Source organism: Methanosarcina sp. 2.H.T.1A.6 (genome assembly GCF_000979455.1).
Lineage (GTDB): Archaea > Halobacteriota > Methanosarcinia > Methanosarcinales > Methanosarcinaceae > Methanosarcina.
This window is the reverse complement of the sequence record NZ_JJOY01000024.1, coordinates 42,747-69,262: the sequence shown is the minus strand read 5'-3', so window position 1 is coordinate 69,262 and position 26,516 is coordinate 42,747. Positions and strand designations below refer to the sequence as shown.

The window sequence follows — 26,516 nt, the reverse complement described above, 5'->3', positions numbered from 1 at the left end:
GTATCAATTAGTGTGTGCTGTTAAACTTAGTTTATAAATTAGTCCTCTTGAGCGAGCAAAGCGAGCGAAAAGGACTTCGTGCTCCCGAAGCGAAATTCGGGCGGTGCAACAAATACATTAATAATGAGTTATGACTATTCACCTACGTTTCAGCTTCATTCTTATATTTACGTTTAATTTATTCCCTAATCAAGGTGAATTTATGTCTTTAGCAAATCTCAGAACACATTATACAGCCGATGTCAAGCCAGAAAATGTTGATAACGGTCAGAAAATAACCCTCGCAGGCTGGGTCCATGAAGTCAGAGACCTCGGAGGGATCTGTTTCGTTGTTCTCAGGGACAGGGAAGGAAAGGCTCAGGTCACACTCGTAAAGAAAAAAATTGACAAAGAACTCTTCGATGCAGCAAGAAGGCTCGTTCGCGAGTCCGTAATTTCCGTAACCGGCTCTGTCAAATTTGAAGAAAAAGCTCCGAACGGTTATGAAATGCTTCCTGACGAGATCAATGTCCTGAACGGTGCAGCTTCCCCTCTTCCTATGGACACAACCGGAAAGGTGGAAGCCGAACTTGACACGAGGCTTGACTCCCGTTTTATAGATCTTAGAAGAGCCGAGACAACTGCGGTTTTTAAGATAAGGCATGAGTCTCTCCAGGCAATCAGGGAATATTTCGTAAAGAATAACTTTATTGAAACAGCAACCCCCAAGGTCGTTGCTACAGCTACCGAAGGTGGAACTGCACTTTTCCCGATCACCTATTTTGATAGGGAAGCCTTCCTCAACCAGAGCCCCCAGCTCTTCAAGCAGATCCTCATGAGCGGCGGGTTTGACAGGGTCTTTGAAATCGGCCCCATCTTCAGGGCAGAAGAGCATGATACGCGCAGGCACTTAAACGAAGCCACTTCCATCGATGTCGAAGTCAGCTTTGCCGACCACTTCGATGTAATGGAAATTCTGGAAAACCTGGTTGCTTACGTCTATGCCCGTGTAATTGAGAACTGCAAAGTCTCCCTTGAAGCACTCGGGGTTGAGCTTAAGGTCCCGAAGACTCCTTTCCTGAAGCTTACATATGACGAGGTAATCGAGATCATAAACAGCCGTTCTGAAGAGAAAATGCACTGGGGAGATGATCTTGGAACTCTCGGGGAACACACAGTCGGAGATTATGTCTACGAAACTACAGGCGAATCCCACTACTTCATTATCGACTGGCCCACGGAGATCAAACCTTTCTATGCCATGCCTTATGAGGACAGGCCTGAATTCAGCAAGTCCTTTGACATGATGCACCGTACAATGGAGCTTTCCTCAGGAGCTCAGCGGATTCACATTCCTGACCTGCTCAAGAGCCGGATCGAATCACAGGGCTTAAACCCTGACGGTTTTGAGTTTTACCTTAAAGCTTTCGAATACGGAATGCCTCCGCATGCCGGATGGGGAATGGGCTGTGAACGTTTTGTCATGACCATGCTTGGAACTGGCAATATCAGGGATACAGTACTCTTCCCGAGGGACAGGAGAAGACTTTCTCCCTGAAACCCTCCAATTTTTTCATTTAAGCTTGAAAGGATTTCCTGTTTTTGAAAAATAGTTGTTAACTTTTTTAAATCTTAAAGGCGGAACATAAAATGACGGAAAGAAATACTTCTACTGATTCTCCCGAAAAACGGGCAGCTGGGATTGCTGCAGCCAGGCTTGTCAGCCCCGGAATGATTGTTGGACTGGGCACAGGCTCAACAGTTGCATACACCATAAAGGAACTTGGACGCCTTGTGCGGGAGGAAGGGCTCGATATTCTGGGGGTTGTCACCTCTTACCAATCCGAGATGCTCGCGATAGATGCCGGAATCAGGCTGACCACCCTTTCCCAGCACCCTGAACTGGACCTTGCCATTGATGGAGCTGACCAGATCGACTCCGAACTCCGTGCCATTAAAGGAGGAGGGGCAGCTCATACAAGGGAAAAGATCGTTTCTGTTTCTGCAAAACGGTTTGTGGTTGTAGCTGATGAGTCGAAAACGAGCACGCAGCTTGATAAAACCGTGCCTGTGGAAGTCCTGCCTTTTGCAAAAGAACTTGCCGTAAAGAAAATTCTGGAACTGGGTGGAAAACCACAACTCAGGTCTGCTGTAAAAAAAGACGGGCCTGTAATAACGGATAACGGGAACTTTGTCCTTGATGCAGAATTTGGTGTTATAAAAGATCCGGAAGCTCTTGCTCTTCAACTATCTGCAATTCCAGGAGTGGTTGAGCATGGGATTTTTTGCAATGTGGATGAGCTTTACATAGGAAATAAAGACGGGTCTGTGAAGATTATAACACAGCAAAAATAAGCCGGATAACCAGGTAAAAATAAGCCGGATAACTCGGTAGAAATAAACAGAATCACAAATAAATTCCCTGGAAAAGAGCATAAAAACCGATATTTCACTTAAAAGAATGAATCTATTAAAATATTCTTTTAAGTAATAGAAATTAAAGGCAGAAGTGCTTCCTGCAAACATTTTCCTTCAGGTCCCTGTGGCAAGCAGGACAGGGTACTGCCTTTTTCATCACAGCATAACAGGAAGCGGAAACAGCGTTTATTTTGAAAAATCACAGGTATTACCGGAATATTTTTATAGAAGTATTATCAGTAATTTCCTGATAAATTACTATCTGCAAGTTAAACAAATTGCGCAAAACAGGGTTCTTGGGTTTGATACCTGAGATAAAGCAACCGCAAGCCAGAAAACAACTTCAAATTATCAATTATTTATCCTTCAATTCATACTATGTATTTTCAGGAGGTTTTGTTCATATGGACAAAGGTGGCCAGCAAATCTTCATAATAGATCCGAGAAAAGAACAAACAAAGGGAAAAGATGTACTCAGCATGAATATTGCAGCTGCAAAAGCAGTAGCAACCATAGTTAAGAGTACGCTTGGACCCCGAGGCATGGATAAGATGCTTGTGAACCCTCTGGGGGACATCACCATCACAAATGACGGTGCTACTATTTTACACGATATGTCCATTGAGCATCCGACAGCTAAGATGCTTGTGGAAGTTGCTCAGTCACTGGAAAGTTCTGCAGGTGACGGGACCACAAGCGCTGTTGTGTTCACAGGTGCTCTGCTGGAAAAAGCAGAAGGCATCATTGAAAAGGGAATCCACCCGTCAGTTGTTGTCAAAGGATACAAACTTGCAGCAGAGAAAGCTGTTGAGATTTTAGAGAACCTGGCAGTTACTGCAGGCGAGGAAGACAAAGAGTTGCTTATAAAAACTGCCAGAACCTCCATCACTGGCAAAGCTTCCGAAAAATACAACCGTTTGATTGCAGAACTCTGCGTGGATGCAGTTCTTGCCATTCATGAGGAAGGAAAAGCCGACCTTAAAAACATTATACTTACAAAAGATATCGGTGGGCTTGTTGAGAATACGGAATTTGTGGAGGGAGTTGTGATCGACAAGGTTGCACTCGATAAAAACTTCTCGCTCAGGGTTGTAAATCCCAATATCGCGCTCATTGATACTCCTATGGAGACCGAAAAGACCGCAAACAAGGCAAAGCTTCAGATCAGCAACGTAATTGATATCGAAAATTTCGTAAAGCAAGAGGATGCGGCCCTTTTTGAGATGGCGGATTACATAATCAGGGCAGGCGCAAATGCTGTCTTCTGCTCCAAGGGCATGGATGACAAGATCGCAGCCTACCTCCAGAGCATGGGGATATACGCAACCCGCAGGGTGAAAAACGACGATATGCAGCACCTCGCTGACGCTACAGGAGGCAGACCTGTAAGGAACATAAAGGAACTTACAGAAAAAGAACTCGGGCACGCAGGGCTCCTTGAGCAGGACAGAGACGGCGACCAGGGTAAAACCTACCTCAGGGACTGCAAGGGTGCAAAATCAGTATCAATCGTTCTTCGCGGCGGGACCGAGCATGTGGTGGACAACCTGGAACGTGCAATTGATGATGCCCTTAAAGTTGTGAAATGTGTGGTTGAAGACGGCAAGGTCGTTGCCGGAGGTGGGGCTTCGGAAATGGAAGTTGCACTCCTACTCCGTTCTTACGCTTCCAGCATAGGTGGACGTGAACAGACGGCAATCACAGCTTTTGCTGAAGCTCTTGAAGAGATTCCAAGGACAATTGCAAGAAACGCAGGCCTGGATACCATCGACACCATCCTGAACCTCCGCGCAAAGCATGCAGAAAACAAAAACGCCGGTTTAAATATCCTGACCGGTGCTGCTGAAGATATGCTTGAAAAAGGTGTTGTTGACCCTCTCAGGGTAAAGGTTAACTCCATCAAAGCAGGCTCCGAAACTGCGGCAATGGTGCTTCGTGTGGACAGTATGCTCCGCGCCCAGAGTTCCTCAATGCAGGAAGTCAGACCCGAGCATATGGCAAGTACCTACGACGGCATGTCAGCACCTGCACTTAATATGCGCAGGTAAAACCTGACCCTTTCAGTTTAACAATTGAAAAGGAAGTAACTTAGTTTATTACAGGAAAAGTTGCAGATTCTTTTCTGCAACTCCCTTTTTCGGAAGAAGTGTCACCACTTCAGGTTTATTTTCTTCTTTTTGGATTTTTAGATTATCTGTTTTACTTTCCTCTTTTAAGATTATCTGTTTTTATCTTCGATCTTATGATTTCTCTATTATTTTCTACCATTAAACTATCATTAAACTACCTCAATTATATATGTAAGTAAATTTTATATTTGAATTGAAAATAATTTAGAGGATTTAAAGTCCAGCTTTTGGCTAACCAGAAAACTCAATTTACAGGATACTTTTCAAGCTGCATGTTTCTGGTCTCCGGGAAATGGAGGGCAAATCACTGGACTCTCAAACTGACCCTTAGTTACCTGACCCTTAGTCACCTGAGTCCAAAAAATTGGCTCCTGAACGGACTTTTGGGAAAAATAGTTTGAGCTGGCTGGTCAAGCTTCATTTTTCACTTAACAGGTTCTGAGACCTTAAGCTCCTTTAAAATTATAAAATAACCCCTGAAGAGTATAAGATAACCCCCCTAAGAGGTAGTGGAAGGTGTACTGCAATAACTGCGGATTAAAAGTAGATCCGGAAGACTTTTTTTGTTCAGGTTGCGGAAAGAGAATTAAAAACAAACCTGATATAGAGAGTTCTGAACCTGAGATGAAGGATTTCGAGTCCGAAACCTCTACTTCTCGAGAACTCGATTTTACTCAAACAGTATTCTTCTCTTTTAATAACCATAAAATACCCATCCACAGGTGTATTTTTAAAGGGATCTGGATTGTGGCTTTAATTTGTATTTTAGGAACCTTATTGACTGCATATTCAACTTTTGCCCTTGGCTCTAATGAATATCCCGGTGCAAACAGTCCTATATCACAGGACCGGATACAGACTGATAAAAATATCCGGTTATGCGAACAAATAGCAACCGAGTATTCCAGTAGCCACACATATTCAAAAGATGATGTTTATGACTGTGATAACATGGCCCAGGATGTCTGGAACATGTTAAAGGCAAAAGGCATTAACTCAAGAATAGCAGTCGGAAATTTTGAATCTGCAGGCGACAGTAGAATTGCAAATGGGAAAACTGTCCATAAAAGCCCTGATTCCGGGAAACTTGGGGAGATTGAAGTTCCTGGCCGTACATATAATGTGTCGAACTCGAGCACCATTGACGGCTTCAATCATGCATGGGTTCTGGCTGAAGTTTCTCCGGGTTCATGGTTAGCCGTAGAATGTACTGGTGGGTATATTGTATATAGTGATGAAAACGAGATGTACTACCAGGGACTGACCTTCAGTAACCCGGGGAACTATAGAGATTTCCTTTCCCTATACAGGGACTGGAAAATAAAGGCTCTTGACTATGAGGCCGAAAGATCCTATTATAACGAACTTATAAATACGTACAATAACGCAAGCCAGTCCGAACAGATCGCCATGAAAAGCGGGATTGACGTCGCTCAACGCACATTTCATGAAAAAGAGCAGGCGTTCCTTAAAACAGACTCGGAACTGAATGCCTTACTGCGGTATGGGTAAATACTCATTTTTTATATAATCACTCTTTTCAATATCTTACTATTTCAATATCTTACTATTTCAATATCTTACTATTTCAATATCTTACTATTTCAATATCTTACTATTTCAATATCTTACTATTTCAATATGCACTTCCCATGCTTTAAGACTCCCTTTTCAGGAGGGAAGTCTCCTTTTTTATCTATATCTCAGCAGGCAAGCTCTCAGATTTCCCCATAAAAGCGCCGGTAATCTTCGATAGCTTTTCTTGCCTGTTCAGGAAATTCTTTTCTCAGGTATTCAACGAACTCATCCCTTGACTCAGTTTCTTTGAGGACTTCAAGCATGCTGGCAACAAACTCCCTTGACCCGGGGTTTCCTTTCTGGACCTCAAAAGAGAGGCATAGGGCTTCTTTTGGAAAATACTTTCTTCGAATCCAGGGAGAAACCGAACCCAATAATACCCCAGCTTTCAGGACGCTGTAGGCAGGTACTCCGGTCCTTTCCAGCCTGTCCCTGCCTGCAAGTTTTTCAAGGTTTTCTCTGGAATAGGAATGGAGCTCAATGTAAATTTCAGGGTTCAGGTCTTCAATGGCTTCGAGTATACTTAGCCCCATTACCTGATAGTAAGCCGGGTCCAGAGTTGAAGTATATTCTCCCCTTTTGACAAGAGGGATCAACGCAAGGGTGCCTTTTTCAGGAGGCTCTATTTTCATCAGGATTTCCGTTGTGTCCCTCCATTCATCTCCATGCAGCCCTGCAGCAAAGAGGCGAACAGGTTTTCCATGCCCATAGACCCTTAGTCCGGTCTCGTTAGCGTACTTGTCCGTACAGTTGTGCTTATTCGGAGAGAAGCCTGCTTTTTCATCAGCTTTCATCCGTTTGAATTCCTCTGGACTCTTTTTCTTCAGGCAGAAGTTTTCTTGCAACCACGTAAACCTCCTGCTTTTCGGAATTGATGACCTGCTGGATTTCAAGCCCTAGGTTCTCAATCTTGCTCAGGACTGGCCTCGGATTTTTCTTCTTTCCGGTTTTTATTACCTGGAGCAGCCTTCCCCCTTCTTTCAGGAGAGGGAGCACTCTGGCAAGAGCTTTGATTGAGTTTTCAGGCTCAAGAGTCATGTCTGAGAGAATAACATCCACAGGCTCCTCAGAGAGCTCTTTAAGAGGTATGGTGAAAACATCCCCGAATATTACCTCAACGTTTTCCCGCTCATATGCAATTTTTCCAAGCTCGCTTCTGAAATCCCGGCTGAACTCTATGCCTTTTATATGGTCTACAATCTCTGACGCAAAAAGGAGAAAACCGCCTGCACTCGATCCCAGGTCAAGAACTCTGTCCTCGGGTTTAAGGACTCCGCTTTCTTCCTGAATAAACCGGAGTTTGAAGTAGCCCTGTGGCTGGTCCAGGCCTTCGGCAACTTCTATTACATCATCAATTGAGACATCCCTGGAAACTTTTGTTACCACAGTGCCGTTAACTTTAACGTTTCCTTCATGAATGGCAGTCTTGGCTCGTCCCCTTGATTTGAAATGTCCCATATCTACAAGGTATGAATCCAGTCTCATGGGGGATTGTATCGGCAGAGCCTGTATATATAAGTAGCAAGTGGGCATTCGAGAAATTCTTGGTACCCTGAGCTTTTAACAGGATGAAAGTTAACTGGTGGCAGTTGAAATGAGTGAAGCTTCTATTTTCAGGTCTGCCAAAAATATACATTGTGTATCGTTGTTACTATTTCAAAATTAATTACAGCTTTATTATTTATTGGGAATAAATAGACATATATTTAAATGACAATCTCAGTTTATTTAATGACTAAAGTGTCAATTTGAAGAGCTGGTGTACTAAAAAATGTTTAAAAAGTTCACATCCTTATTTCCTATCTGGGCGGTTCTTTTATCCGCAGTAGCCTATGTATACCCGGAATATTTTGTCCCCTATAAAGGCTTCATTGTACCCCTTTTGAGCCTTATCATGCTCGGAATGGGAGTCACACTGTCAGTGGACAGTTTCCTTGCAGTCCTGAAAAGGCCTTATGTGGTCTTGCTGGGTACCCTGATGCAGTACACCCTTATGCCTCTGGCAGCGTGGATAGTCTGCCTGGCTTTAAAGCTTCCTGCCGATCTTATGGCGGGTGTAATCCTGCTTGGCTGCTGTCCCGGCGGTACGGCTTCAAATGTGATCTGCTACCTTGCAAAAGGGGATGTTGCACTCTCTATAGTACTCACATCTGTCTCTACAATGGTTGCCTTTCTCGCAACTCCCTTCCTTACCTGGCTCTTTATCGGGCAGTCTGTGGATGTGGATGTCATGGGCATGCTTGTAAGCGTTGTAAATATTGTTATTGTGCCTGTAGTGCTCGGACTTTCAATCAATTATTTCTTTGAAAAAAGGATAACAGCAGTCAGGGATGTCTTTCCGGCAGTTTCAGCTCTCGCAATCGTTGTTATCATTGCCATAATCATAGGGACAAACAGCGAAAACCTTGAACAAAGCGGCCTTCTGGTCCTTGTTGCAGTGGTCCTGCATAATGGGCTGGGCCTTGCAGGCGGCTACGGGGTCGCAAAGGCTTTCAAGCTCAGCGAAAAAGAAGCAAGGACCCTGGCAATTGAGGTCGGAATGCAGAACTCGGGCCTAAGTGTTGCTCTTGCGATAAAACATTTCACTGCTGCGGCAGCGCTTCCGGGTGCAATATTCAGCATCTGGCACAACCTGTCCGGAGCTTTCCTTGCAGGACACTGGTCAAAAACCAGTGTGCCTGATGCCGATAAAAGTGAGATGCCCAGAATTAGCGGGCATATACATTAAGAAATTGGGGTAAAACCTAAATGGGTTTTGCAAAAGTAGAAACGAACAAAGGTTGGAAATCAAAGAAAAGATTCCAGGGTCCACAAAATAATTTCCTGGAATCTTATCCTACTTCACTTTTCCTTTTTTACTTCACTTTTCCTTTTTTACTTCACTTTTCCTTTTTTACTTCACTTTTCCTTTTTACTTCACTTTTCCTTTTTTTTACTTCACTTTCTTTTCGAAAACCACGGCCTTCTGGAAACTGTTGTTACATATCATGCACGACAGATGGCACGAAAGCGGGGTAAGTGTGCACATTTCGGATATTTGCCTGGACATTTCCGTTTTCAAGCGTCTGGGTGTAAGATATTCCCTGTGTTATCCCTTCACCCCATGGAGCTATCGTCGTGCAGCGGAAGGTTATTCCGTTATTTATCGTGTCCGGAATTATGGGCTCAGCGGACTGGTAGTGTATTATTAATGGGCTTGTCTTTTTGTCGCAGTAATTTTTGCATTCGTCGCAGTAATTTTTGTATTCATCGCAGTAATTTTTGCATTCATAAGATAATGTTGTTTCTATGTTGTAGTCCCCGTAGACTATGAAAGAACCCGCGGGCACATTTTTCCCTTCACTTCTTCCCCAGTTCCCGTACAGTTTTGTCTTTTTCGGGAAACTGAAATTCCATTTATATTCGATTAAGGAGTTTGGTTGCCCGAAATGGATACTCAAAACAATAATGCAGATCGATTTTCCATATTTAGGCTTTCATAAATTTCATGAATATAACACATTCCTGGCATTTTGTGTCTTAACCGATGACCAATGAAGTTCTTTCTAATTTTTCCGTGGCATTATACTTATAAATATAAATATCAGTAATATATTTCTTATTAAAATTATTTAATAACTTTGCTCAATTTTATATACTTTCTTCTCTTTTTAATATTTATAATATCTTTAATTTTAAGCTACTTTTTAATCTCAAGTCTCTAGAGGTGTCAACAATAGATATCAGTAAAAAGGTTCTCATAATAACCCTCTTGATTTTTGCTGTCCTTACGGCTGCGTTTACGTTCACCCATAATATGCAGCTGTCAAACTTTTTAGAGCTTGAGCAGGCTGATACCTTGGAGAATGTAGAGCGTGTGCAAAATGCAGTCTCCACCCGACAGGGGTATATTGATTACATCGTCCAGGACTGGGCTTGCTGGGATGATACCTATCAGTTTATCGAAGACGGGAACCAGCAGTACATCGATGTGGACCTTCAGAATGAGACACTAGCGGGGATTAGAGTTAATGTAATGCTTTTTATCAATGAGTCCGGGAGCGTGGTCTATACAAAATCGGTGGATATTGATTCTATGGAAGAAAGACCGGTTCCAGCAGGGCTTCTGAAAATGATCGAAAACGGAACTCTTCTGACAACAGGAGAAAACGATACCATAAGCGGTATTGTTTTGCTAGATGAAGGTCCCATGTTTATTGCGTGCCATCCTATTCTTACGACAAAATACGAAGGGCCTTCGAAGGGTACTCTCATTTTCGGGAGGTTTTTTGACAATTACCTCCTTGAATCATTCAAAGACACTACCCGTTCTTCCCTGTCTATGTACAGGACCGATCAGGAAATGCCTTCCGATTTTCAGGAGGAATTTCAAAAGTTTTCGGAAACTCCTGACACGATCCTTGTGGAACCTCTCAGTGAAGAGAGGGTAGCAGGTTATTTTGAGTTGAGGGACATCTCAGGCCAGCCTGCCCTTATCATCAGAGCCGATTTTCCAAGAGAACTCTATTTGCATGGTGAGAGAACCCTCAACTATATGTATTTATTTTTGCTATTCACCGGACTCTTAACCGGCATCTGGGTCAAGTTTGCTCTTGACAGGCTGTTTATCTCAAGGTTGGTAGAAATCGATGATTTCGTTACAAAAGTCCGGTCGGAAAAAGACCTATCCAAACGTTTGTCTCTCAAAGACAACGATGAACTCTACCGCCTGTCAAGGGAAATAAACGGGATGTTAAACGAAATCGGTCTGGCGGAGCAGGGGGTAAAGGCCCAGGAACGTGAAAAGAAAGTCCTGCTTGATTCACTCAACGAACTTGTCGTTTTTGTGAACCCTGAAATGAAAATCATCTGGGCAAACAAGGCTGCCCTCAAATATATGCAAATGGACCTGGAAAAGGCAGTCGGAAGTTTTCTAAAAGCTGCTCCGGACATAAGCGGCCAGTTAGTTGAGTATCCTCAACTTGAACAGGTCTTCGTGACAGGTGAGAAAAAGTCAGGAGAGTTTACTTCAAAAGACGGAAGGATCTGGTTTTTCCAGGCAATTCCCGTTGAGGATGAAAATGGAAATATTATAGGGGTTATGGAAACCCGCAGAGACGTTACGGAAAGCAAGAAAGCCGAGCAGCTCCTCCGGGATAAACAGATCGCAGAGGTCGCAAACCGTACGAAGAGCGAATTTCTGGCAAACATGAGTCATGAACTGAGGACCCCGCTTAACTCAATCATAGGATTCTCCGACCTTCTGTACGAAAAGGTTTACGGGGAACTTAATGTAAAACAGATCAAGGCCGTAGGGAATATTTCAAGGAGCGGAAAACATCTTTTGAATCTTATTAACGATATCCTTGATCTTTCTAAAGTGGAAGCCGGAAAGCTTGAACTCGATTATAAAGAGTTTGAACTTGCCAGTAAACTTAATTCAATAAAAAATCTGCTATCTCCTATTGCAGACAAAAAAATGATTGAGGTTGAAATCCAGGTGGATGAAAACCTTGCCACAATCCGTGCTGACGAAGCTCGCTTTGTTCAGATCCTGTACAACCTGCTGGATAATGCTATAAAGTTCTCGCACGAAAATGGACTTGTGAAGATAGAGGCAAAAAAGAAAGGGGACCTGGTAGAAGTAACGGTTAAGGACAATGGAATAGGGATCAAAGTTGAGGATCAGAACAAGCTTTTCAAACCTTTCAGTCAGGTAGATACTTTTTCCTCAAAAAAGTTCCAGGGAACAGGGCTCGGACTTGCACTGGTTAAACAGCTTGTTAACCTGCATGGGGGATATGTCTGGTTCAGCAGCAAGACCGAGGAAGGAAGTACCTTTGCCTTCACACTTCCGATAAACAGAGACAAAATAAATGGGGACAACGGCGAAATAAAACCCCTTACCCGCGCAGAAACGGCTGAAAACCAGGACTTTTAAGAGGAGCCCGAAAAATAATAAAATTGAATAAAATTGAATAAAATTGAATAAAATTGAGTAAAATTGAGTAAAATTGAATAAAATTGAATAAAATTGAATAAAATTGAGTAAAACTGAGTAAAATTGAATAAAATATAATAGAAGCCAAATTGACTGAAAATCGTTTCAATATACCATTTCGCCCTTAACCATAAGTATTTCAGTCTCTTATTTAAAAGGTAGGCTCATCAATTTCCTGACCGAAATCAATACCTGAAACTGCTGTTTTTATCTTATACATTTCTACCTTACGTGCTTCTACCTTATATGCTTCTACACTATCTCTCTGAAGGCTTAAAAGTTCTTCCAGAGTAAAAACTGCGTACTGATCTTTTCCTTTTCTGCATTTTCTTAACTGGTCATAATCAAAATAAAGGTCATCGTAGCTTACCACATGGTTGAACCATTCAACCGGGATAGGAAAACGGGACAAAAGGGGGATTGCAGATTTGAAATAGTTCCTGCAAACTTTTTTTCTTGATAACTGGCACCAGTTATCTATTGTGAAATTTACCTTTCCATCGTCAACCGTAAAAACAACAGGATATATTTTACAGATTACAGGTTTGAAATCACGACATTCGCATGCTTCTGTCTCTTTGTTCAAAAAAGGACATAATTCCCCAAGCTTTAATACATGAACAAGAGTCCCATCATTCATTTTCAAAATATCCAGATACCTTAGTTTGAATTCGGAAACACTGATACCCATTTTTTTTGCCATATATTCTTTTTCTCCAGGCAGCAGAGTTCCTATTTTGTTGTGCTCGCAAGCTCCTCCGCATTCCCTGCAGATATTAAAAGTATTCTGGTTACCCCCACTAAATATCTTATGAAAGTTCTCATACATATGCATGGGTATCTTTTTAAATCTCAATCTAAAAACCTCGACCATGTAAAACTGAGTATATTGGGCATATTTTTATTAAGTCATATTTACACCTATGCCTCAGGAAGCTTTTTTCGTCAGGCTTAAAAAATGAAATAACGAGTTTAACTTGCATCTAAAAATATTAACAGATTTATAATTTATGAATGTGAAATTGGGTATAAAAAATTTACCCGGCTAACCTAAATTTTTTATGGTTTAAGCTGCAAGTCGCAAAAATGGTATATACAGGATACCTGTGGCTGTGGGCAGGAGGGCACTCAATAAATTATTGTGGATAGCTTCAAAGCAGTTTATTACTTTTGTTTTATCTGACTTTATACGCATAGGTATGCAGTTTACAGTTTCGATAAATGCTCGGGAAAAATATGAGTTTAAGGATTCTGCCCTGCATCCTAATTTTTACTCAAAATATAATGGTTTAATATTGACTTTTGTCGATTTTCAGATAATCATGCTTTCAGGGCGGTGAGTTTTACTTAATTCATAATTTAGTTTAAATGTGTGTATTTATCCATAAGCTCCAGGGTCTAAACACACTTCTTCTTCTTCTTGAAACATAAAAATGATACCAATAACTGTACTGGTCTTGAGTATCTACCTGAATTATACCGAAATTTCGGCCTACTTAGCAACATTTATATATAATTTTAGTTGATATTTATATCAGATATCTGCACTTTAACTTTTGTCATGGACAAAGCTTTATGCTACCCAGTTGCAGGTATGTGGTTTCACTTCCTGCAGCCTGTTGGTGATGTGTATGAATGTTAGTAAAAAATTGTTTATAGTTACATTCACAATGTTTGCTTTGTTAACTGTACTTTTAATAGCTGCATCTCATACCATCCTTTTATCGAGTTTCTCTAATCTTGAAGCCCGGGATACCATCAAGAATACGGAGAAAATCGAACAGACAATTGCCTGGGAAGCTTTGTATATCGACAGAATCGCAAGGGATTGGGCTTACTGGGACGATACATATGAATTCATTAATACCTCAAACCCCGAATACATACAGTCGAACCTGCCCGAAGTCACTCTTTTTGACCTGGACCTCAATATTATATTGTTTGTAAACAAATCTGGAGATCTGGTCTATCCAATGTCTGTAGACCTGGTAAACAGGACAAGTGTTTCGGTTCCAAAAGAGCTTCTGGAGGGGATTGACAGTGGGCTTCTCACGACCCAGGGAAATACGGATTATATACAGGGAGTCATACTGCTTGAAGAGGGACCGATGCTTATTGTTGGCCGCCCCATTCTGGCAAGCCTTGAAGAAGGGCCTTCTGCGGGAACTCTAATTTTTGGAAAATATATTGACAACTCTTACATCGCCTCTCTTGAAGAGCGTACCCAGTCTTCCTTATCTCTCTATACTTTAAATGAGGAAATGCCCCCGGACTTTCAGGATGCATTTGATGAGGCTGTCAGAGGAAATGGAAATGCTGTTAATATTCTTGGAGATGAGAGGGTAGCCGGGTATTTCATACTGAGAGATATTACCGGGGAGCCTGCAGCCATTATGAGAGCTGATTATCCCCGTGAACTCTACGCACAGGGTAAAAAGACCCTGAATTATATTTATGGTTTACTGCTGCTCAGCGGGATAGTTATGGGAACTGCGACCAGGTTCAGCCTGGATCGTCTCCTTGTATCAAGGCTAATTGCTATTGACAGTTTTCTTGACAAAGTAAAAAGAGAAAAAGACACATCAAAGCGGCTGGAAATGGAAGGAGAAGATGAGATTCACAGGCTTTCAAAAGGTATCAACGAAATGCTTTCCAGCATCAGACTTGCTGAGCAGGAGCTTAAGTCCAGGGAGTATGAAAAAAAGTTTATTCTCGATTCCCTTGAAGAAATAGTGGTGCTCAGGGACCCCAACTTTAATATTCGCTGGGCAAACGAGGCTGCTCTCAAAAATAAGGATCTGCTAATGGTTGAGACTAAAGAATTGACCTCTGATAGCCCGCAGGCTGCGGATAAGGACATTATCCAGAAATCCCGGTATCCCCAGGCTCCCGGCTGGACGGATCAGGAGTTTACCTCTTCTGAGGGAAAGACCTGGCTTCTCAGGTCAAAACTCGTGTGTAACGAAACCGGAGATACCATTGCAATTCTTGAAACCGGGGTGGAAATTACGGAACGGAAGAAATATGAACTTGAACTCTTCCGTGCAAAACAGGATGCAGAAGTCGCAAACCATACCAAGAGCGAGTTCCTTGCAAACATGAGCCACGAACTGAGGACCCCGCTTAATTCAATAATAGGCTTCTCCGACCTTTTATATGAAAAGGTTTACGGGAACCTTAATGCAAGACAGATTAAGGCTGTCGGAAATGTCTCCAGTAGCGGAAAAAACCTTCTGAGCCTGATTAATGAGATCCTTGACCTTTCAAAAGTAGAAGCAGGGAGCTTTGAACTGCATTACAGCACTTTCTGGCTGGCTGAAGCACTTGCTGAAGTTCGGGATATGCTATTTCCATTTGCCACCAGCAAAGGAATAAATATAGAATTTGAGCTTGAAAATAACCTGCCCAGAATTTCTGCAGATAGGGAGAGAATCATGCAGGTTCTCAGCAACCTGATGACGAATGCAGTCAAATTTTCAAATGAAAACGGGTGTATAAGAGTTAAAGCAACACAAAGCAACGACTTTATACAGATAGCCGTATCTGATGAAGGAATAGGTATTGCGGCAGCTGACCACGACAAACTTTTCAAGCCTTTTAGCCAGATAGACTCTTCCTCATCTAAAAAATATCAGGGAACCGGACTTGGTCTTGCCCTTATAAAAGAAATTGTGCAGCTCCACGGCGGCAGTGTCTGGTTTGAAAGTGAAGCCGGAAAAGGGAGTACCTTCGGTTTTTCGATTCCCCTGAACGGGGAAAAGCTGATTTGTAAGCTCTAAATCCCTCTGACACTTATATATATTATTTCATAGTTTTGACTTATTTTCCGGCTAAATTGCTTATAGGTTTGCGGCTATCTCAAATTATGTAATTAATTAAAAGAGGGATAGGCGAGATCTATGAGAATTTTCAAATTTTTATGTTTATTTTCCGTCGAATACCCCGTTGCTTGCTGCGGGGTGCGCCAGCGCAACTTTGATTAAAAATCTTTAACCTGAAAAATATTTCCATATTGTAATCTGTTCAGGTGCCTTATTCCGAAACCTCGAAGCTTGAATTTCCGATGCTTTTTACTTTTTCCAGTGCAATGCCTGATTTCTCAACTTTTTCGAGAGCCTTTGATGCAGCTTTTCTTACGGCAGTGTCAGGATTCTCAAGTGCTCTTGCAAGACCTGAAATTGCTTCAGGCGTGCCTATTTTTTCGAGTGCAGAGATTACCGCTTTATGTATCAAAGCCTCAGGGTCTTCAAGGACTTTAATCAGTTCAGGAACAGCTTCTTTTGCCTTCAGGTCTCCAAGTGATGCTGCCGCCGCCTCCTGCACAGTACTTTTTGTATCATGGAGAGCTTTCAAAAGCCCTGGAATAGCTTCTGTTTTTCCTGTTTTTCCAAGTCCCAGAGCTGCAGCCTCCCGGACCGAGTTGTCAGTGTCATCAAGGGCCTTAACCAGACCTTTAACGGTTTCAATCGTCCCGATTTTCCCAAGGGCACTTACTATTATTTTCCTTACAGGACCATCATAGATATCAAGGGCTTTAACAAGGCCCAGAGCGGCTTCAGGGGAAGCGATATCCACAAGGGCATCCGCAGCCCGGCTTCTCAGATACCAATCTGAATCATCAATCTCCCTCAAAAGGGCGGAAACGGCTTCAGGTGTGCCTACTTTCCAGAGAGCTTCTATTGAAGCCTTTCTTACGTTTCTGTCAGAAGAATCCAGTGCCTTTACAAGAACGGGTACTGATTCTGATGCACCTATTATTTTGCGGAGGGCTTCTGATGCCGCCTCCTGTACTGGCTGTCTTGAATCCTTCAGTGTTTCCATTAGATTTGTAAGGACATCCGGATTGCCTCTTTTTCCAAGGGTTTCTACAGCTTGCTGCCTTACCCTGTTATCCGGGTCTTCAAGCGCTTTTATAAGCCCGCAGGCTGCTTCATAAGTATTTATTTTCCCAAGGGCCATTATTGAGATTTTTTTCAGGGGGCTATCTGAACAACCAAAAGTTTTCGTAAGCCCTGAAACAGCTTCTGGAGACCCAATTCTCATCAGAGCTTTTACCGATTCTTTCTGTACGAACTTGTCCGAATCACTGAACCCTTTAACAATTCCGGAAACTGCCTCTGGCGTGCCTATTTTTCCGAGAGCAATTATTGCAGTCTTTTTTACAGAACTTTCAGGATCGTCAAGCATTTTTGTCAGCTCCGGTACCGCATCAGGGTCATTAATTGTTCCCAGAGCTTCTGCAGCAGCAGTTTTTACCTTCGGGCTGGAGTCTTCAAGTGCTTTAAGTAGAATGGGAACTGCATCAGGGTCTCCGGTTTCCCCCAGCTCTTTCGCAGCGGCTGCCCTGTTCCCCGCGAAAACAGAGCGTTCTACCTTCTTTTTCAAATTCTTAGTATTCTCATCCATTTCTTTCCATCCCCAATAAATGTAAAGACCCATCTATAAATCTTGAAAAATTTCAGGCTATTTTTAATATATATATTGTAAGCCGTTAAAAAAATAATTATTTATGCAATGTTATTATTATAAAGTTAGTGCTTTAGTAAGTTGAAGTTCTATTATGTGAACATTTAATTTAAGCATGAAAATCTGCAAATTCCCCTATTAATATTTTATATGGCTTATTCCCTTACACACTCTATTTTTTAATATATTACACTCAAAGATATAAGAACTTTTAGATTGTTGATTCTGAATAATTTAAAAACATACAGGCTTTCAAATCAGGCTTTCAAGAAAGGAAAGATAATAAGGAAAGATAATATTGAAAGATAATAAGGAACGATTATTTAGGAGATTCTTTCAGTAAAGAATACTGAAAACATCAATAGAGAGAAATGGTGAATGAAGGAAAATAATAGTAAGCTCCGAGTAGAATAAATAAGCTAACTGCAGGTACTGTGATATTGTCGTCCATATTTTCTATTCTTTCCACGAATGAGCATACTATTCCTGCAAGAACTCCTGCCGCCCCCATTTTTGCGCCGATAATTACGCACAGCACGATCATACCTGCAGTCCCTTCCCAGGCTTTTGTTCTTTTATTATATTTCAGGTTCCTTATTATTCCAGTAATCCCGTCTCCGTATGCCATGAAAAGCACCGGAATCACTCCAAGCCAGAAAGTCCTGTCAATATACCAGATAAAAAACACTATCAATCCCCAGCTCAATGTGAAATCCACATCATAAATGTTTTCCGGGTCCTGGAACCAGTACATCCGCCTGTTAAGTTTATGCGGCACATATGTCGCAAGAGCAAGCCCTAAAGCCATCACTGCCGGCAGGATAGGTTCGTGAGCAACAAAGGGGAGCAGCATTGCCGTCGACCCGCCTGCTAGAAAATGGATTGCTTTTCTGGAAAAGTATATTGAAGAATTGATTGACCTTCCCTTTTTTAGAGAATATTCGTACACTTTTTTTGAGAGAACAAGGAGAACAAACAAATTCCAGACTGCAAGCACCGAAAATACAGGCAGGTCGGAAACTATTAATTTCCAGGGAACTTGAAGCACAGCCTCCATAACATCCTCTATATCTTTTAAATATAAGGTTTTTTGGATTTGATAAAGACCCTGATAAATTGAGCTTACTGATAACTCATTTTGAAAATATTTGCACATCCGGTTTCCATAGTAAAATATTTTTACTTTTATTTTTTAACTTTTTTTAAATAAAAATAGAAATGCCTAAATAATTTACAATCTTCACGCTGTTATTGGAGGACTTCTATGAAACTTAACAGGATCTTTATGGCTCTTCTTCTATCCCTGGCACTCACCCTCGCTGTAAGCGGGTGTGTCTCGCAGGGCGGAGAAATAGAAGAAGGCGAAAGTGTGGAAGCAGAGGTTGAGAGCGAGGTTTCGAACATCCAGGCAAATCCTGTGACTCCCTGGAATCCCGAACCAACCGAACCAATTATTGATCCGACTGCCTACATCTACCCCCAGGCAGCAGTAATAGGTGATGTAACAATAGGTGCCAGTGTAATGGTTTCCCCGATGGCTTCAGTCCGGAGCGATGAAGGCATGCCGATTTTTGTTGGAGACGAGACCAATATCCAGGACGGAGTTGTGCTCCATGCCCTTGAGACGATTGATGAGGAAGGCGAGCCTGTGGAAAAGAATCTGGTTGAGGTTGACGGTAAAAAATACGCAGTTTACGTTGGGGAAAGGGTTTCTCTTGCCCACCAGTCCCAGATCCACGGCCCTGCCTATGTTGGAAACGACACATTCATTGGCATGCAGGCCTTCGTTTTCAAGGCTAAGGTAGGAAACAACTGTGTGCTTGAACCGACATCAGTAGCAATTGGTGTAACTATCCCTGATGGCAGATACATCTCTGCAGGTACTGTAGTAACCTCTCAGGCTGAAGCAGACCGGCTGCCCGAAATTACGGATGACTATGCCTACAGGCACACTAATGAAGCCGTAGTATATGTAAATGTCAACCTGGCTGAGGGATACAACGCATAACAACACTACTGTTAAAGTAGAAACCGTTAAAGTAGAATAATAAACAGAGCATATGGAAAAGGAAATATGCAGGAGATTAAAGTTCAAAAAATTCAATGGTCTTTTAACTAAAAAAACCTTTACCGAATCTTTATTTTCTTTGCCCGGAACTACCTGCCTTTTCCTTCTTTCGGGCAAACTCACTATTTTGCGGTCTTTTTCTCGCAAGAGTTCTGGACTTATTGTTTCAACAAGAAAAGGCAATTTTAAAACCTGGCAAAAGACCACGCATATGTGTTATCGCGCATACCTGATGAGCACAATATATAATAAATTTAGAAATTTAGACATTTAGGAACGGTCATAAGGTTTATTTAAAATAAATACATTATAAAAAAGAGCAAGTCTTACTGAAAATTAATTCGGAAGTAAAGGTCTTTTGAGAATTTTGTTTAAAATTAATTATTTGTTTAGAAGTAGACGGTAGGGTTCGAGTCCCTATTCTCGAGATCCCTACCTGCGATCCAACCCTAGATTGAGAAGAAACCCTATTACTCTCAATCTATTATCTTTTATAACGATGCGGTAATATATATCATCACCGACCCGAAAAACCTTTTTTAGTTCAAATTTTCAAATTGACCATATATTTTCTTTGCGATTAAACTTTCAACGGTGTTGAATATTTTAACCTAAATATAATAAAAAAGTATTTATATAGATATCATTTACAGCACTTACGTCATCTGATAACCAGATTGTAGTTTGTTTGATAAAACATCAATCCAACAATCTGTTATTCCACATAATATCAGTTTCCCACTTCCTTTATGCTATTAAAAGAAACTTAATGCCGGAAACGTCCCCAGGTGGCCTGAGTACCTATTTTTAGACTCCTGAACCACATCTTAACCCACAGGTAAATATAAGCGCCTCCGCTAACTTACCTGGCGGTCAGTCGAAAAACAAAAAATAGTAAGGGCATCTGCCCTTTAAATAATGTAGGCTTTGAGAGGTGGAAAGCCGTTGAAATTCACGGAACAGTAACTCTGGGTGTAAGCTCCGGTAGTGAAGATATATACACGGTTACCTTCTCTCATAGTGTGAGGGAATGAATACTTATGGTGCTCATAGAGGATATCCATGCTGTCGCAGGTGGGGCCTGCAAGGATGACCTCTTCTGCACATCCTTTTTTATCACAGAAAATGGGGTATTTGATGCATTCGTCAAGGGTCTCAATAAGGCCGCCGAACTTTCCGATATCAAGATAAACCCACTTGTACTGGTTGAACCTGGCTTTCAGGGAGATCATAACGACTTCACTTACGATTATGCCAGCATCGGCAACCAGAGAACGCCCTGGCTCGATAATTATTTCAGGAAGCTCTTCTCCGAAGTCGTCATGCAAAAAGCGGCGGATTTCACTGGCATAAGTCTCAAGGTCGTGGGCCTGAGCCTGATATTTTGCGGGGAAGCCTCCACCGAGGTTAATCATTTTCAGCTGAATTCCTTTTTCGGCCACTGCTTCAAAAAGGTATTTGCACTTGGAGATTGCATTGTCCCACTGCCCGATATCCCTTTGCTGGGAACCAACATGGAAAGAAAGCCCATAAGGTTCAAGCCCGAGCTTTTCGGCTTTCAGAATCAGTTTGTATATCAGGTCCGGATGGGAGCCGAATTTTCTAGAAAGTGGCCAGTCTGCACCATCACTTTCTGTAAGGATCCTGAAAAAAACCCTTGAGCCGGGAGCTTTTCGGGCTAACTTTTTCAAATCACTTTCTGAATCAGTAACAAAGAGCCTTACTCCTTTCTCATAGGCATAACCTATGTCCTTTTCTTTTTTGATCGTGTTTCCATAACTTATCCTCTCGGGCTCTACCCCGAGCCTTAGCAACTGATCAAGTTCGTAAACAGTTGCAACATCAAAGTTGGAACCTTTGTTCTTCAGAGCGAGCACTACCTTATCCATAGGATTGGCCTTTACAGCATAGTGAATTTTTGCAAAAGGCATGTGCTCTACAAGATCGTCATAACTTCGCTCTATTCTCTGAAGATCGATGATCAGAAATGGTGTTTCTTTATCCCGGGAGAACTTTTTAATTTTGTTAAAGTCTTCTCTTGGAATGAAATCCTCCAGCGGGAACTCATAAGGCTCTTTTCTCATATCTACTCCCTTTTTTAACCTGAAATTATTTGTAAGCAGAACTGAAACTTTATTATGGTCTGAGTGACAAATCCGTTTAAAAACTATTTAGTTATATTTAGGCAGTTCTGTTTATAAATTTTTAGTATACTTCGGATTTATTTCAGTTTTGAAACTTATAATTTATAATATAGATAATCCCTGAAATAAAACGAATCAAATTGGATTTTATGTATATAAAACTAATTCTTGTTGAATATAAAGACCCAATAATAACTAAAATCAAAAAATATTCAATATAAATCGTCAGATCTTGGAAAAAAGCCTAATTAATCTTTTTTAATCAATTAAATCTATATATATGTTTTTTTTGCTTATTAAAAGCATTAAAAGCCCATTTCTATTTATAGAACATTCCAGAAACACCTGTATGTTCCGGAAATATAAAGGTGCCGTTTAAACCTGAAGAACGGATTTTAATCTATAATATAGCAAAAAAACATTTTTTTGGGGACTAAATTGAAATTAAGGCTTTTTTAATCCATTATTAAGATAAATATCTTTTACTTTGGTTTTTTATAATTAGCTCAAATGCCTTTGTTTGAATCAACTGTATAAATAATATTTATGTTTTTGTGAGATTTACTATAAGATAACTGGAATTAAAGAAAATCAGCCAGCCGGAATCTCAGCCAATTCTTTTCTGGTTTTAAGCAGCACTATAAGTACGCTTATTCCTGCAAGGAAAAACCCGTAAACCATGACTTCTTTACTGATCTGGGAAAAAAGAAAAACAGCAGATAGAGCACCAAGAGCCGGAAACAGGGGCAAACGGCCGATGCTGAACGGCACTCTAAAAGGGCGTTTTCTTTCCGGATCGGTGTATCGAAGCCTTATGAGGGAAATATTGACTATAAAAAAGACAATAAAAATCATGAAATTCGCAATATTTGCTACCGTTGTTATGTCTCCGAGGAGGATGAACAGACTCGAAAAGCATGCAATTCCGAAAATTGCAGTCCAGGGAGTCTTGAAGAAGTGGTGTACACGTGCGAAGATTTTAGGAAGTGAACCTGCGTCTGCCATGCCGTAGACAATCCTTGATCCTCCAAGCATAACCACAAGTACGGTGTTCGTTGTGGAAAAAAGCGCGATCCAGGAAAGAAGGATAAAAGCCTTATTCCCAAGAGAGACCGCCGCAACATCAGCAAGCGGAATATCTGAAATTCCGAGAACCCGAAAATCAAGCACACTTACAGTAGCTACTGCCACACAAATATAGAGGAAAACAGTGACGAAGATGGCAATAAGCAAAGCTTTGGGAGTTGTTTTCTCTGCATCTATTGTTTCCTGGGATAATCTCACAATATCCTCAAAACCCAGAAATGCAAAAATAATCAGGGCAGAAGCCTCAAAGACTCCTGAGAGGTTCGGAGTCTCAAAATAATTTACCGTACCAAGATAAGGAATTCCCACGTAAATAATAATTAGAAGTCCCGAAAGTTCTATAAAAGTCATGAGAATAGCCAGCCGTGCGGACTCCTTGATGCCGTAAACCATGATAAAGCTCAGGACAATAAACAGGCTTACTGCCGCTATTATAATTCCACCCCCGAAAAGGTTACTGAAGTACCTTCCGAAGCCAAGAGCAACCGCAGAGCCTGTAATTGCTACATAATAGATAACGAGCAGCCCTACAAATAGGCCCGTACGTTCCCCAAAAGCTCTCCGTGCAAATTCATACTCCGCCCCTGCTCGGGGATACATTGAAGAAAGCTCCATATAACTAAGGGCGGAAAGTGCAGCAGTAAATCCTGCAAACAGAAAGGAAAACCACACCATATTGCCTGCAAGTCCTGCAGCTTTTCCCATCAGCACATAGATCCCGGCTCCAAGAATATTGCCAATTCCTACCAGAGTAATTTCCGGTAAACTCAGGTCCCTTTTTAGTTCAGATTCCCTTTCCATAAGAAAACCCCTTTTTCGTAAGAAAACTCCTTATCTGAAACTTTAAATCAGGACCTGAAGGTAATCTTAATAATTGAACCTCGGGCCTGCTGAAAAGACCAGGTCCGGAAAAGCCTATAACCAGACCTACTAAACAGATCTATTATGCACTATGTTCTATGCGCTATGTTCTCGAAAATTATTTTTGATATAAAGCCTTATTTTCCATAAATCATAATTTTCCCAATTATATTTAACTTCATAAATTATATCACAGATGACATTCGATTTCAGAATTTCGGGTAATAAACACAAAAGTTAAACATTTTCTCAAAAGTTATATATTTTCTCAAAAGTTAAATCTTTTCTCAAAAGTTATAAATGTTCAGCTCGCAGAGGTAAGAATGAAGGTTGAAAGGCTAAGTTCACTTACTCGCTCAATAGACCTTGATTATCCCACAAACAGGGCGATTGTGATAATTACCCTGCTTTTCCTCTTTGGAATCTCAGGTTTTCAATTTTTCCTGGGGAGAGATATTTCTGCAGCTTTGTACTCAGGCTTAAGGGCAGGAGCTGCGGTATTTCTTGCCTGGGCGTTTGCAAGGGAACTGGACCCGGACAACGAACTCTCTGCTTTATTTGCAGCTTTTTTAGGCTGCACAGGCTTTCTATTTTTCCCTTCTCCTTTTTTGCTTGGTCTCTTCCTGGAACTCCTGCTTATTCGTATGGTTAACAGAAGTACCGGGATGCCTTCAAAAACTTCCGATTCTCTTGCGGTACTTTTGCTTTCAGGCTGGATTTTGCTGCAAGGAAACTGGATTTTTGGTTTATTTACTTCACTTGCATTTTTACTGGACTCTTTCCTTCCTGCACCCAATCGTCACAACCGTATCTTTGGAGGAGCGGCCTTTATAGTTTCAGTAATTGCTTTCTTAAAGGCTGCAGGACAAGAAAACACTTCTCTGAATATAGAAAGCACTTTTCCGGCTATTCAATCAGGCTTATTCATGCTAACAGTTTCTCTCCTTTTTATTCCCATTGTCCTTAGCTCCAGAAAAATAAAATCCGGAGGGGACATGACAGGAATTCCTTTAGATCCTCTTCGGATGCAGGCAGCTCAGCTGACAGCTCTGCTGAGTGCAGGTTTGTTGACAGCTCTAAGAGGATGGGCAGGAGCCGAAAGCCTCATGCCTTTATGGGGAGCAATTTTAGGCGTTTCCCTTTATGGATATTTGCACATGCTACTGAAAAAATTACATAAGGATTCTCAACCGGATTAACCTATCAGCCAGATTAACCTATCAGCCAGATTAACCGTATATGTTTGACGTGGAGCAGCCTGATAATAGGCCTGAGAGGATTCTTCAGGCAGAACTCTTCCTCCTGAAATTCACGGAGTCATGCTTTCATTTTGTGAGCCAGTTCTCTGCCTATTTCCTCTACTTTTTTTAAGTCTTCTTCGCTAGCTTTGCCTTTCACCTGAAGGGTTCCTACAATCTCCATTTTCAAAGGAGCCAGAATTTCTCCTGCCTGCTTCAGCGCCCCTCCACCCCAGCCAAAGGACCCGAGTACAACCCCATACTTTGCCGGTGGGTTGAGAGCTTTTACCAGAGACGTGCCGTAAAGGGCAATCGGGTGCATACCTCCAAGAACTGTCGGCGCTCCAAGGATAAGAGCACGGGAATCAACCAGTTCTCTTGCAACATCTCCTATATCCGAGACTGCAAGATCATACATCCTGACATCCACTCCTTCTTTTAGCAGGGTTTCTGCAATTGTCCGGATCATCTCTCTAGTTGAGCCCCACATGCTCACATAAACAATAAGGGCTTTATTCTCGGTTTTTCCTGCAGTCCATTTCGCATATGGATCCATAATTCTCTTCGGGTTTTTGTAAATAGGTCCGTGGCTGGGGGCAATAATCTCGATATCCAGATCCTTTATTTTTTCAAGAGCCTTTGCCCCCATTTTCCCGAAAGGCATCATAATTTCGCCGTAGTAGCGTTTTGCAAAAGGAATGAGGTCCTCTATATCTTCATCATAAACTCCTTGGGCTGTATGGGCTCCAAAAAAGTCGCATGGGAAAAGGATTTTGTCTTCAGGCAGGTATGTGAACATAGTTTCAGGCCAGTGGAGCCAGGGTGCTTCTATGAAACGAAGGGTCTTTCCTCCCAGATCAAGACTGTCTCCTTCAGCAACGATTTTGATCCGGGCTTCAGGCAGCTCATGGTAGAGCCTGGCCATCTTTACTCCTTTCTCAGTTGTTACAAAAAGGGCATCAGGAGCTTTTTCAAGGATAAATCGAATTGCATTGGCATGATCCGGTTCGGCATGGTTCATTATCAGGTAATCAAGTTTTTCCAGGTCCGAGACCATATTGATTTTTACCTCTAATTCCTCTTCAAAACCCGGATTCACGGTATCTATGAGGGCTGTTTTCTTCTCGCCTTTTACGAGATAAGAATTGTAGCTGGTACCCTCTGGAAGAGGAATTAATGAATCGAACATCCTGCGGTTCCAGTCTTTTGACCCGACACCGAAAACATTCCTCGCAATCTCTGGAATATTATAAGTTTCCATACTTTTCCTCCATTCTTCCTTATGGAATAATCAAAAATCTGCCATAGAAAAATCTGCCATAGAAAAATTGCCATAGAAAACATATTGAAATCTCTGGCTGTCCCCACCAATCTTATAATTTGTTATGGTTATATTTATTAAATATCTATGTCGCATTTGTCCAATATATTTATTGGGCAAAAACCCTATTTTCTCCTGTCCGTCTGTCCGAAAAACAGAATTATGCAGAACAAGCCCATGATGATCATTCGCTGTTTATATTTCATCCGAAAAAATAAAAAATAGAAAACTTTATATAGACCGCAGTA

General features: G+C 41.5%; 18 protein-coding genes. 9 read left to right on the top strand and 9 right to left on the bottom strand.

Features of this window, described 5'->3' with window-relative positions; all coding sequences use genetic code 11:
- Positions 1–202: 202 nt before the first annotated feature.
- The 4 genes from aspS to EO98_RS06255 all read left to right on the top strand — a co-directional run bounded on the left by aspS (position 203) and on the right by EO98_RS06255 (position 6,038).
- A complete protein-coding gene (gene aspS, locus EO98_RS06275) occupies positions 203–1,537 on the top strand; it encodes an aspartate--tRNA(Asn) ligase (protein ID WP_048131432.1) in 1,335 nt (444 codons plus the stop codon).
- 92 nt (positions 1,538–1,629) lie between these two features.
- Positions 1,630–2,334: a ribose 5-phosphate isomerase A gene (gene rpiA / locus EO98_RS06270; protein ID WP_048139342.1), complete on the top strand. Its 705-nt coding sequence runs from the start codon at positions 1,630–1,632 to the stop codon at positions 2,332–2,334.
- 467 nt (positions 2,335–2,801) lie between these two features.
- Positions 2,802–4,445: a thermosome subunit alpha gene (gene thsA, locus EO98_RS06260; protein WP_048139346.1), complete on the top strand. Its 1,644-nt coding sequence runs from the start codon at positions 2,802–2,804 to the stop codon at positions 4,443–4,445.
- Between the two features lie 858 nt (positions 4,446–5,303).
- On the top strand, positions 5,304–6,038 hold the full coding sequence (locus EO98_RS06255; RefSeq protein ID WP_156161040.1) for a hypothetical protein: 735 nt from the start codon (positions 5,304–5,306) through the stop codon (positions 6,036–6,038).
- 206 nt (positions 6,039–6,244) lie between these two features.
- Here EO98_RS06255 and EO98_RS06250 read toward each other — a convergent pair whose 3' ends face one another.
- Together EO98_RS06250 and EO98_RS06245 are read right to left on the bottom strand one after the other, a co-directional pair.
- On the bottom strand, positions 6,245–6,898 hold the full coding sequence (locus EO98_RS06250) for a DUF2119 domain-containing protein (RefSeq protein ID WP_048139350.1): 654 nt from the start codon (positions 6,896–6,898) through the stop codon (positions 6,245–6,247).
- Positions 6,888–7,589 (bottom strand): S4 domain-containing protein, encoded by a 702-nt coding sequence (locus EO98_RS06245; RefSeq protein WP_048139352.1) that lies wholly within the window; start codon positions 7,587–7,589, stop codon positions 6,888–6,890. Before EO98_RS06245 ends, EO98_RS06250 begins: the two co-directional genes overlap by 11 nt.
- A 286-nt stretch (positions 7,590–7,875) precedes the next feature.
- Between EO98_RS06245 and EO98_RS06240 the strand changes: the two genes are divergently transcribed.
- The gene (locus EO98_RS06240; protein WP_048139354.1) at positions 7,876–8,832 is read left to right on the top strand and encodes a bile acid:sodium symporter family protein; all 957 of its coding nucleotides are present in this window, start codon (positions 7,876–7,878) and stop codon (positions 8,830–8,832) included.
- A 250-nt stretch (positions 8,833–9,082) separates the two neighbouring features.
- Here the strand turns inward: EO98_RS06240 and EO98_RS06235 are convergent, their stop codons facing one another.
- Positions 9,083–9,544 carry a hypothetical protein gene (locus EO98_RS06235; RefSeq protein WP_048139357.1) on the bottom strand — a complete coding sequence of 154 codons (462 nt, stop codon included), beginning with the start codon at positions 9,542–9,544 and terminating at the stop codon, positions 9,083–9,085.
- A 266-nt stretch (positions 9,545–9,810) separates the two neighbouring features.
- On the opposite strand from EO98_RS06235, the gene EO98_RS06230 reads away from it, so the two are divergent.
- Entirely contained in the window at positions 9,811–12,024 is a 2,214-nt protein-coding gene (locus EO98_RS06230) for a CHASE4 domain-containing protein (protein ID WP_048139359.1), read from the top strand.
- Between the two features lie 211 nt (positions 12,025–12,235).
- On the opposite strand, the gene EO98_RS06225 is transcribed toward EO98_RS06230, so the two are convergent.
- Positions 12,236–12,913 carry a YkgJ family cysteine cluster protein gene (locus EO98_RS06225; protein ID WP_235283541.1) on the bottom strand — a complete coding sequence of 226 codons (678 nt, stop codon included), beginning with the start codon at positions 12,911–12,913 and terminating at the stop codon, positions 12,236–12,238.
- 841 nt (positions 12,914–13,754) lie between these two features.
- Between EO98_RS06225 and EO98_RS06215 the strand changes: the two genes are divergently transcribed.
- Complete coding sequence (locus EO98_RS06215; protein ID WP_235283542.1) at positions 13,755–15,863, top strand: CHASE4 domain-containing protein; 2,109 nt, start codon at positions 13,755–13,757, stop codon at positions 15,861–15,863.
- Positions 15,864–16,116: 253 nt separating this feature from the next.
- Here the strand turns inward: EO98_RS06215 and EO98_RS06210 are convergent, their stop codons facing one another.
- Positions 16,117–17,490, bottom strand: a complete 1,374-nt coding sequence (locus tag EO98_RS06210) for a HEAT repeat domain-containing protein (protein WP_048139366.1) — start codon at positions 17,488–17,490, stop codon at positions 16,117–16,119.
- Positions 17,491–17,908: 418 nt separating this feature from the next.
- On the bottom strand, positions 17,909–18,607 hold the full coding sequence (locus tag EO98_RS06205) for a hypothetical protein (protein ID WP_048139368.1): 699 nt from the start codon (positions 18,605–18,607) through the stop codon (positions 17,909–17,911).
- 207 nt (positions 18,608–18,814) lie between these two features.
- On the opposite strand from EO98_RS06205, the gene EO98_RS06200 reads away from it, so the two are divergent.
- Positions 18,815–19,558 (top strand): carbonic anhydrase, encoded by a 744-nt coding sequence (locus EO98_RS06200; RefSeq protein WP_048139370.1) that lies wholly within the window; start codon positions 18,815–18,817, stop codon positions 19,556–19,558.
- A 971-nt stretch (positions 19,559–20,529) separates the two neighbouring features.
- Here the strand turns inward: EO98_RS06200 and EO98_RS06195 are convergent.
- Positions 20,530–21,702, bottom strand: coding sequence for a type III PLP-dependent enzyme (locus EO98_RS06195; RefSeq protein ID WP_048133467.1), 1,173 nt, complete (start codon positions 21,700–21,702; stop codon positions 20,530–20,532).
- A gap of 651 nt (positions 21,703–22,353) precedes the next feature.
- Entirely contained in the window at positions 22,354–23,649 is a 1,296-nt protein-coding gene (locus tag EO98_RS06190; protein ID WP_048139372.1) for an APC family permease, read from the bottom strand.
- A 383-nt stretch (positions 23,650–24,032) separates the two neighbouring features.
- Here EO98_RS06190 and EO98_RS06185 point away from each other — a divergent pair, with 383 nt between their 5' ends.
- Positions 24,033–24,908: a hypothetical protein gene (locus tag EO98_RS06185; RefSeq protein ID WP_048139374.1), complete on the top strand. Its 876-nt coding sequence runs from the start codon at positions 24,033–24,035 to the stop codon at positions 24,906–24,908.
- A gap of 118 nt (positions 24,909–25,026) precedes the next feature.
- On the opposite strand, the gene EO98_RS06180 is transcribed toward EO98_RS06185, so the two are convergent.
- Positions 25,027–26,208, bottom strand: a complete 1,182-nt coding sequence (locus EO98_RS06180; RefSeq protein ID WP_048139376.1) for an FprA family A-type flavoprotein — start codon at positions 26,206–26,208, stop codon at positions 25,027–25,029.
- Between the last annotated feature and the right edge of the window lie 308 nt (positions 26,209–26,516).

Excerpts from the sequence above, each read along its gene's own strand:
- aspS (WP_048131432.1), top strand. The coding sequence starts at position 203 with ATGTCTTTAGCAAATCTCAGAACACATTATACAGCCGATGTCAAGCCA.
- rpiA (WP_048139342.1), top strand. The coding sequence starts at position 1,630 with ATGACGGAAAGAAATACTTCTACTGATTCTCCCGAAAAACGGGCAGCT.
- thsA (WP_048139346.1), top strand. The coding sequence starts at position 2,802 with ATGGACAAAGGTGGCCAGCAAATCTTCATAATAGATCCGAGAAAAGAA.
- EO98_RS06250 (WP_048139350.1), bottom strand. The coding sequence starts at position 6,898 with ATGAAAGCTGATGAAAAAGCAGGCTTCTCTCCGAATAAGCACAACTGT.
- EO98_RS06245 (WP_048139352.1), bottom strand. The coding sequence starts at position 7,589 with ATGAGACTGGATTCATACCTTGTAGATATGGGACATTTCAAATCAAGG.
- EO98_RS06240 (WP_048139354.1), top strand. The coding sequence starts at position 7,876 with ATGTTTAAAAAGTTCACATCCTTATTTCCTATCTGGGCGGTTCTTTTA.
- EO98_RS06225 (WP_235283541.1), bottom strand. The coding sequence starts at position 12,913 with ATGTATGAGAACTTTCATAAGATATTTAGTGGGGGTAACCAGAATACT.
- EO98_RS06215 (WP_235283542.1), top strand. The coding sequence starts at position 13,755 with ATGTTTGCTTTGTTAACTGTACTTTTAATAGCTGCATCTCATACCATC.
- EO98_RS06210 (WP_048139366.1), bottom strand. The coding sequence starts at position 17,490 with ATGGATGAGAATACTAAGAATTTGAAAAAGAAGGTAGAACGCTCTGTT.
- EO98_RS06205 (WP_048139368.1), bottom strand. The coding sequence starts at position 18,607 with ATGGAGGCTGTGCTTCAAGTTCCCTGGAAATTAATAGTTTCCGACCTG.
- EO98_RS06200 (WP_048139370.1), top strand. The coding sequence starts at position 18,815 with ATGAAACTTAACAGGATCTTTATGGCTCTTCTTCTATCCCTGGCACTC.
- EO98_RS06195 (WP_048133467.1), bottom strand. The coding sequence starts at position 21,702 with ATGAGAAAAGAGCCTTATGAGTTCCCGCTGGAGGATTTCATTCCAAGA.
- EO98_RS06190 (WP_048139372.1), bottom strand. The coding sequence starts at position 23,649 with ATGGAAAGGGAATCTGAACTAAAAAGGGACCTGAGTTTACCGGAAATT.
- EO98_RS06185 (WP_048139374.1), top strand. The coding sequence starts at position 24,033 with ATGAAGGTTGAAAGGCTAAGTTCACTTACTCGCTCAATAGACCTTGAT.
- EO98_RS06180 (WP_048139376.1), bottom strand. The coding sequence starts at position 26,208 with ATGGAAACTTATAATATTCCAGAGATTGCGAGGAATGTTTTCGGTGTC.